This window comes from Novosphingobium sp. Chol11 (assembly GCF_945870625.1).
GTDB lineage: Bacteria > Pseudomonadota > Alphaproteobacteria > Sphingomonadales > Sphingomonadaceae > Novosphingobium.
In genome coordinates this window covers 1-5,919 of record NZ_CAMBTS010000143.1, presented here as the reverse complement: position 1 = coordinate 5,919, position 5,919 = coordinate 1, and the positions used below count along the sequence as shown (strand labels likewise).

The 5,919-nt window shown below is 62.3% G+C and carries 9 protein-coding genes; 8 read left to right on the top strand and 1 reads right to left on the bottom strand.

Translation table 11 applies throughout. From position 1 onward, the window contains the following. The first annotated feature begins 108 nt into the window (after window positions 1-108). The 5 genes from Q0O40_RS15050 to Q0O40_RS15030 are packed head-to-tail and all read left to right on the top strand — an operon-like array spanning window position 109 to window position 3,291. Window positions 109-315, top strand: coding sequence for a DUF3572 family protein (locus Q0O40_RS15050; RefSeq protein ID WP_367183761.1), 207 nt, complete (start codon window positions 109-111; stop codon window positions 313-315). Further along, window positions 312-947 (top strand): HAD family hydrolase, encoded by a 636-nt coding sequence (locus Q0O40_RS15045; RefSeq protein WP_295531675.1) that lies wholly within the window; start codon window positions 312-314, stop codon window positions 945-947. Before Q0O40_RS15050 ends, Q0O40_RS15045 begins: the two co-directional genes overlap by 4 nt. Then, the gene (locus Q0O40_RS15040) at window positions 940-1,404 is read left to right on the top strand and encodes a RidA family protein (protein ID WP_295531672.1); all 465 of its coding nucleotides are present in this window, start codon (window positions 940-942) and stop codon (window positions 1,402-1,404) included. The genes Q0O40_RS15045 and Q0O40_RS15040 overlap by 8 nt, the downstream gene beginning before the upstream one ends. After that, window positions 1,376-2,164, top strand: coding sequence for a glycerophosphodiester phosphodiesterase family protein (locus Q0O40_RS15035; protein ID WP_295531669.1), 789 nt, complete (start codon window positions 1,376-1,378; stop codon window positions 2,162-2,164). The genes Q0O40_RS15040 and Q0O40_RS15035 overlap by 29 nt, the downstream gene beginning before the upstream one ends. Before the next feature lie 2 nt (window positions 2,165-2,166). Beyond that, a complete protein-coding gene (locus Q0O40_RS15030) occupies window positions 2,167-3,291 on the top strand; it encodes a GNAT family N-acetyltransferase (protein WP_295531684.1) in 1,125 nt (374 codons plus the stop codon). A 17-nt stretch (window positions 3,292-3,308) separates the two neighbouring features. Here the strand turns inward: Q0O40_RS15030 and Q0O40_RS15025 are convergent, their stop codons facing one another. After that, window positions 3,309-3,590 carry a hypothetical protein gene (locus tag Q0O40_RS15025; RefSeq protein ID WP_295531682.1) on the bottom strand — a complete coding sequence of 94 codons (282 nt, stop codon included), beginning with the start codon at window positions 3,588-3,590 and terminating at the stop codon, window positions 3,309-3,311. A gap of 367 nt (window positions 3,591-3,957) precedes the next feature. Here Q0O40_RS15025 and dksA point away from each other — a divergent pair, with 367 nt between their 5' ends. From dksA to Q0O40_RS15010, 3 genes are all read left to right on the top strand, one after another. Next, complete coding sequence (dksA, locus tag Q0O40_RS15020) at window positions 3,958-4,416, top strand: RNA polymerase-binding protein DksA (RefSeq protein WP_295531679.1); 459 nt, start codon at window positions 3,958-3,960, stop codon at window positions 4,414-4,416. 195 nt (window positions 4,417-4,611) lie between these two features. Next, window positions 4,612-4,995, top strand: a complete 384-nt coding sequence (locus tag Q0O40_RS15015) for a PilZ domain-containing protein (protein WP_295531666.1) — start codon at window positions 4,612-4,614, stop codon at window positions 4,993-4,995. A 67-nt stretch (window positions 4,996-5,062) separates the two neighbouring features. Next, window positions 5,063-5,919 (top strand): ABC transporter substrate-binding protein (locus Q0O40_RS15010; RefSeq protein WP_295531663.1); only part of this gene is annotated, 857 nt, incomplete at its 3' end.

Sequence of the window (5,919 nt, the reverse complement as noted above, 5' to 3'; positions counted from 1 at the left end):
CTGCAGGCCAGAAATCTCTCCTATTGACCCTGAAAGGTCCTGACAATCATTCGTAAGCCCGCTTCCGTTCCCGATTCAGCGGCACTGGCGCTTCAGGCGCTCGGGTGGGTGCTAACCGATGGCGACCGGGCGGAACGTTTCCTCGCGCTCACCGGGCTTACGCCCGAAACGCTGCGGGATGGCCTCAATGATCCGGCGATGCTCGCCGCTGTCCTAGATTTTCTGGCGAATCACGAAGCAGATCTTGTCGCGGCGGCAGATGCGCTCGAAATAGACCCTGCCACCCTCATCGCCGCCCGGGAGAACTTGTCATGAACCGTCCGCTGGTCATTAGCGATTGCGATGAAGTGCTGCTTCATATGGTCGCGCCTTACAGCGATTGGCTGGGCGAGCAGCATGGCATCACCTTCAGCATGCAAGACCATGATTTCAGCCAGGCGATGCGCTATGTTCACGATGGCAGCGTGGTCGAACCCAAGGATATCTGGCGGCTGCTGGGGCTGTTTTTCGATAACGAGATGCACCGCCAAATGCCCATTGCTGGCGCGGTCGAAGGGATCAATGCGCTTGCCGAACATGCCGAAGTCGTCATTCTCACCAATCTGAACGACGACCGGCGGGAAGCGCGCACCCGGCAACTGGAAAACGTCGGCATCCATGCCCGCGTTTTCACCAACACCGGCCCCAAAGGCCCCGCGCTGAAAGCGATCCTCGAGGAATACAAGCCCAGCCGCGCGGTGTTCATCGATGATCTGCCGCAGCATCATGGCTCCGTCGCCGATCTTACGCCGCATGTCGCCCGGCTCCATTTGTGCGGCGAGCCGATGATCGCTCGCCATATTGCCTGCGCGCATCAGGCCGGGCATGCTCACGCCCGGATCGATGAATGGACAGCCGCGCTGCCGTGGCTCATGGCGCAAGTGAACGGAGCAAAAGTCGATGGATAGCATTGCGGCAAAGCTGGACGAACTCGGCATCACTTTGCCCGCGCCGCTGGCCCCGGTCGCGGCGTATGTCCCGGCGGTCGAGGTTGGCGGGTTTCTTTATGTCTCGGGCCAGGTCTCGTTCGCCGATGGCAAGTTCATCACCGGGCGGCTGGGCGAAACCGTCTCGCTCGATGAAGGGATCGCGGCAGCGCGTGCTTGCGGTCTGCTGCTGCTGGCGCAGGCCAAAGCGGCGTTGGGCTCGCTCGACCGGGTCGAACGCGTGGTCAAACTGGGTGCCTTCATCGCCTCGACCAATGATTTCACGGATCAACCCAAAGTCGCCAATGGCGCCTCCGAATTGATGGTTGCTGCGTTCGGTGAAGCTGGCCGCCACACGCGCAGCGCGGTCGGCGTGCCGGTCCTTCCGCTGGGGGTTGCGTTAGAAATCGATGCTGTATTTGCTATTCGCACTGCTTGATCGCTGGTTTGCGCCTGCGCCGCCGGGCGCTCGCGTCGAATGGCTCAAAACTAACGTCTTTGCGCATCGCGGCCTGCATGGTCCCGGCGTCATCGAAAATTCTGCTGCTGCCTTTACCGAGGCGATCGTGCGCGGCCTTGGCATCGAATGCGATGTCCAGCGCAGCAGCGATGGGCAAGCGATGGTGTTCCACGATTGGGATCTTGCGCGGCTGACCGGCCAGACCGGGCAGTTGATCGACTACAGCGCGGCGCAGCTTGGCAAGCTCGCGCTGACCGGCGGGGATGATCACATTCCTACCCTTCGCCAGATGCTCGATCTGATCGGCGGTCACGTGCCGCTGCTGATCGAGATCAAGTCCCGGCCAGATCTGCATGTCGTGCCGCTATGCCTTGCTGTGCGCCGGGTGCTTGAGGGATATCAGGGCCAGGTTGCGGTGATGAGCTTCGATCCGCGCGTCTCGCGCTGGTTTGCGCGCTATTCGCCGCATACGCTGCGCGGGTTGATTATCACCGAAAGCGCCAAGCGCACCCTGTTTGCCCAGACCCGGCGGCATTTGGCCTTGTGGCAGGCGCGCCCGCAATTCCTTGCCTACGACGTGCGCGATCTGCCCAGCCGGTTCGCCGCCGCATTGCGCCGCCGGGGCCTGCCGCTGCTCACTTGGACGGTGAACTCGCCTGAACTGGCGGCCCGTGCCGCCGCACAAGCCGATGCGCCAATTGCCGAAGGGCCGGGCGTCGAAGGGGTGTTGGCGGCGTGAGCATGACGGCGCGGGTCCACCATTCCGTTGCCGAAATCCCTTGCGCGCAGTGGGACCGGCTGGCGGGCCCCGCCAATCCGTTCACCAGCCACGCCTTCCTCTCGCTGCTGGAGGAATCAGGCAGTGTCGGCGGTGCCAGCGGCTGGTCGCCGCTGCCCATCGTGATCGAGGACCAGGCCGGTGTGGCTGCGGCCGCCTTGCCGGCCTATTTGAAAACGCACAGCCAGGGCGAATATGTCTTCGATCACAACTGGGCTGACGCATGGCACCGCGCGGGCGGAAACTACTACCCCAAGCTCCAGATCAGCGTTCCTTTCACTCCTGCAACAGGGCCGCGTCTGTTGCTGGGGGAAAGCCTCGAACTCGCAGAGCCCCTGCTGCGTGTGGCAGAGCAGCTGTGCGAGCAGAACGAGCTATCGTCGGCGCACGCCACGTTCATCGAGCCGGCGCAGCTCCCGCTGTTCGAGCAGGCCGGGTGGCTGCTACGCACCGACACGCAGTTCCACTGGGAAAACCACGGTTATGCCAGCTTCGACGACTTTCTGGCGGTGCTCTCCTCCGACAAGCGCAAGAACTTGCGCAAGGAGCGCGCGCGCGCGCAGGACGGCGTGGAAATCCGCGCCCTAACCGGCGCAGCGATCCTGCCCGAGCACTGGGACGCATTCTGGGTGTTCTATCAGGATACCGGTTCGCGCAAATGGGGCCGCCCCTATCTGACCCGGGCGGCTTTCACATTGCTGGGCGAGCAGATGGCGGACAAAGTGCTGTTGGTGATGGCTTTCATCGGCGGGCAGCCAGTGGCCGGCGCGCTCAATTTCATCGGCGCAGATGCGCTCTATGGCCGCTATTGGGGGGCAGTGATCGACAAGCCGTTCCTGCACTTCGAACTGTGCTACTATCAGGCGATCGACGCGGCGATTGCGCTCGGGCTGAAGCGGGTCGAGGCCGGCGCGCAAGGCCAGCACAAGCTGGCACGCGGTTATGCTCCGGTGCCGACATGGTCCGCGCATTATATTGCAGACCCGGGGTTCCGCCGCGCCATTGCCGATTTTCTGGAGCGCGAACGGCGCGGCGTGGCGCAGGATCAGCTTTGGCTGGGCGAACGGACGCCCTTCAGAAAGGGCTGAAACAATTCAACGTAAGTTTAAGCGGCGTGGCGACCGTTGGCGCCAGTCGCAGTTGCGCGCAGCCATTCGCGGGCGCTGCGCTGCGCTTCGGCGATCTCGCGTGCGGTCATGTCTTCGGCAACCTCGGCGCGGCACAGCGCGGCTTCTTCATGGCCGCGCACCGCGGCAAGGTTGAACCACTTGTGGGCCTCGATCAGATCACATGGCAAGCCATGGCTGCCGGTCGATGTGACGACGCCCAGATCGAACAACGCGTCGCTGTCGCCCGCTGCCGCTGCAGCAAGGCATGCGGCCACCATCTGGTCAACCGTCTGGGCGGCGATGGAGGCCTGATCGTTCGCTTCGTGATCAGCAACCAGCTTGATCCATGCTTGTGACATTTGCCTTGATCCTCGTTGGGCAAGGCCGCCTTCTCTGGCTGCCCGCAAGGACAAAGTCGCCAATCTTGGTCAACAACTGGTTAACGGGCCAAAAAAGGTTTGAAAATGCGCCCGCCGGGCAAGGGGAAAAGGGAAAGGGCGCCGATCGCGGCGGGGGATTCGGGCGAGGATTTGCTTGTGCCGCTCCGGGGTGGACTTTATAGGCCGCGCAACCCGAAGTCCAAGCTGCTGTATCGACGGAAGTCTGGGTGCGCGGTGGTCGGCAAGCGTTTACGCGGAGGGCCGGATGGCTGAAATTTTGAGTGACGAAATCGACGTTCTATCAAAAGCGCGTCGGGCAATTTCTGATGACTATTATCCGAGCGACGACGAAGCCTACATGAACGAAGCGCAGCAAGACTATTTCCGCCGTCTGCTGCTTTCCTGGAAGAAGTCGATCCTGTCGGCGTCGGCGGGTACGTTGTCCGCGCTTCAGGACGGACCGATCCGCGAACCCGATCTCAATGATCGCGCTTCCAGCGAGACCGATTGGGGGATCGAACTGCGCACGCGCGACCGCCAGCGCAAGCTGATTGCCAAAATTGATTCGGCGATGCGCCGGATTGATGAAGGCGAATATGGTTATTGCGAAGTATCGGGGGAACCGATTGGGATTGGCCGCTTGATCGCCCGGCCGATTGCCACAATGACCGTGGAAGCGCAGGAAGCGCATGAACGGCGCGAGAAAATCTCCCGCGATATGTAATCACTTGTGCTTTGCGCGGCCGCGCAACCTTGTCTCAAAGCGGCACAGGCTGGCACAATTCTGGTTAACTTACCAAGCGGTTAAGGTTTTGTTTGGCAAGCCCGCTTAGAAACGCATTACGAATTTCTGGCACTCCCAAGGCCTTAGCACCCCCGCCGGTTTGCGGACGTTAAGGAGGTGGGTCGCTGTTCACGTATGAAGCGGAATCAGACAGTGAATGATGTTGATCATCGGCAGCTAGGTCGCGACAGCCTGTTTTTGATGGCGGACTTGCGTCTTGCCGGTCAAGATGGCGAGCACCGGGTGAAAGTGCGCAACCTCTCGGCTGGCGGCATGATGGCCGAGGGCCATGTCAAAGTGGCGCGCGGCCTCAAGCTTGACATTAATCTGCGCAATATCGGCTGGGTCGAAGGCTTCGTCGCCTGGGTCCAGGACAATCGCTTTGGCATCGCCTTTGCCGAAGATATCGAACCAAAGGTGGCCCGCGAACCGCTCGCGTCCGCCGCTGCAGAAGGCGCGCCGCGCTTCGTTCGCCCGATGGTGCCGTTCGTCGATCCGTCGCGCATTCGCAAAATCTGACCATTTTTCTTCGGCCAGCCGCTTGGCAGACGCTGACCTCTGGGTTTGCGTCTGCTAGCGTCTCGGCATGAACCGGTTGCACCGACTAGCGCTGCTCTTTGCGTTCGCCCTCCTGGCGCAAGGCTGCGGAAGAAGTGCACAAGGGCCGCTTCCCGTCGCGCTCATCGGCGATCGTTCCGCATTGCAAGGCGCCAGCATACGGCTCCCCCCGGCAGGACAAGTTCTGCGCGCCGCAACCGGCGAAGGTCTGGTGGGATTTGACAAGGAGGGCCGGGTGGTCCCGGCCATCGCTGAGCGCTGGATCATCATGGATGATGGCGCAAGTTACATTTTCCGACTGCGCGATGGTATCTGGCCCGATGGCACCGCGATCACCGCGGAAACGACTGCGGCGGCGCTCAGGAAGGCGCTCGCCGCATTGAAGGGAACCGCCCTTGGGCTCGATCTGATGGCGATTGCCCAAGTCCGGGTAATGGCCACGCGGGTAATCGAAATCGATCTGATCGCGCCCGAGCCCGATCTGCTGACCTTGCTGGCCCAGCCAGAACTGGGCCTGCTGCGCGCAGCGCGGGGCTCAGGGCTGATGGCGCTCAAGCGCGAGAACGGCCAGCTGCTGCTTTCGCTGATCCCGCCGGAGCAGCGCGGTCTGCCTCCGCAAGAGAGCTTTGCGAGGCGCAGCCGCACCCTTGTCGTCGAGCTGGTGCCCGCCGCGCGCGGCGTTGCCCGCTTCAATGATGGCTATGTCGATGCTTTGCTGGGTGGTCGGATCGATTCGCTCCCTCTGGCGCAGATCGGCGGGCTTTCGCGCGGCAATGTTCAGCTAGATCCAGTCATTGGCATGTTCGGCATCATGATCGATGGCGCGCAGGGCTTTCTCGCGGAGTCGCCCAATCGCGAAGCGCTGGCCTTGGCGATTGATCGCGA

Bases quoted from the DNA above. Each gene is read 5' to 3' on its own strand.
- dksA (WP_295531679.1), top strand. From the start codon at position 3,958: ATGGCTGAAATTTTGAGTGACGAAATCGACGTTCTATCAAAAGCGCGT.
- Q0O40_RS15025 (WP_295531682.1), bottom strand. From the start codon at position 3,590: ATGGTGGCCGCATGCCTTGCTGCAGCGGCAGCGGGCGACAGCGACGCG.
- Q0O40_RS15035 (WP_295531669.1), top strand. From the start codon at position 1,376: ATGCTGTATTTGCTATTCGCACTGCTTGATCGCTGGTTTGCGCCTGCG.
- Q0O40_RS15030 (WP_295531684.1), top strand. From the start codon at position 2,167: ATGACGGCGCGGGTCCACCATTCCGTTGCCGAAATCCCTTGCGCGCAG.
- Q0O40_RS15015 (WP_295531666.1), top strand. From the start codon at position 4,612: ATGAAGCGGAATCAGACAGTGAATGATGTTGATCATCGGCAGCTAGGT.
- Q0O40_RS15045 (WP_295531675.1), top strand. From the start codon at position 312: ATGAACCGTCCGCTGGTCATTAGCGATTGCGATGAAGTGCTGCTTCAT.
- Q0O40_RS15040 (WP_295531672.1), top strand. From the start codon at position 940: ATGGATAGCATTGCGGCAAAGCTGGACGAACTCGGCATCACTTTGCCC.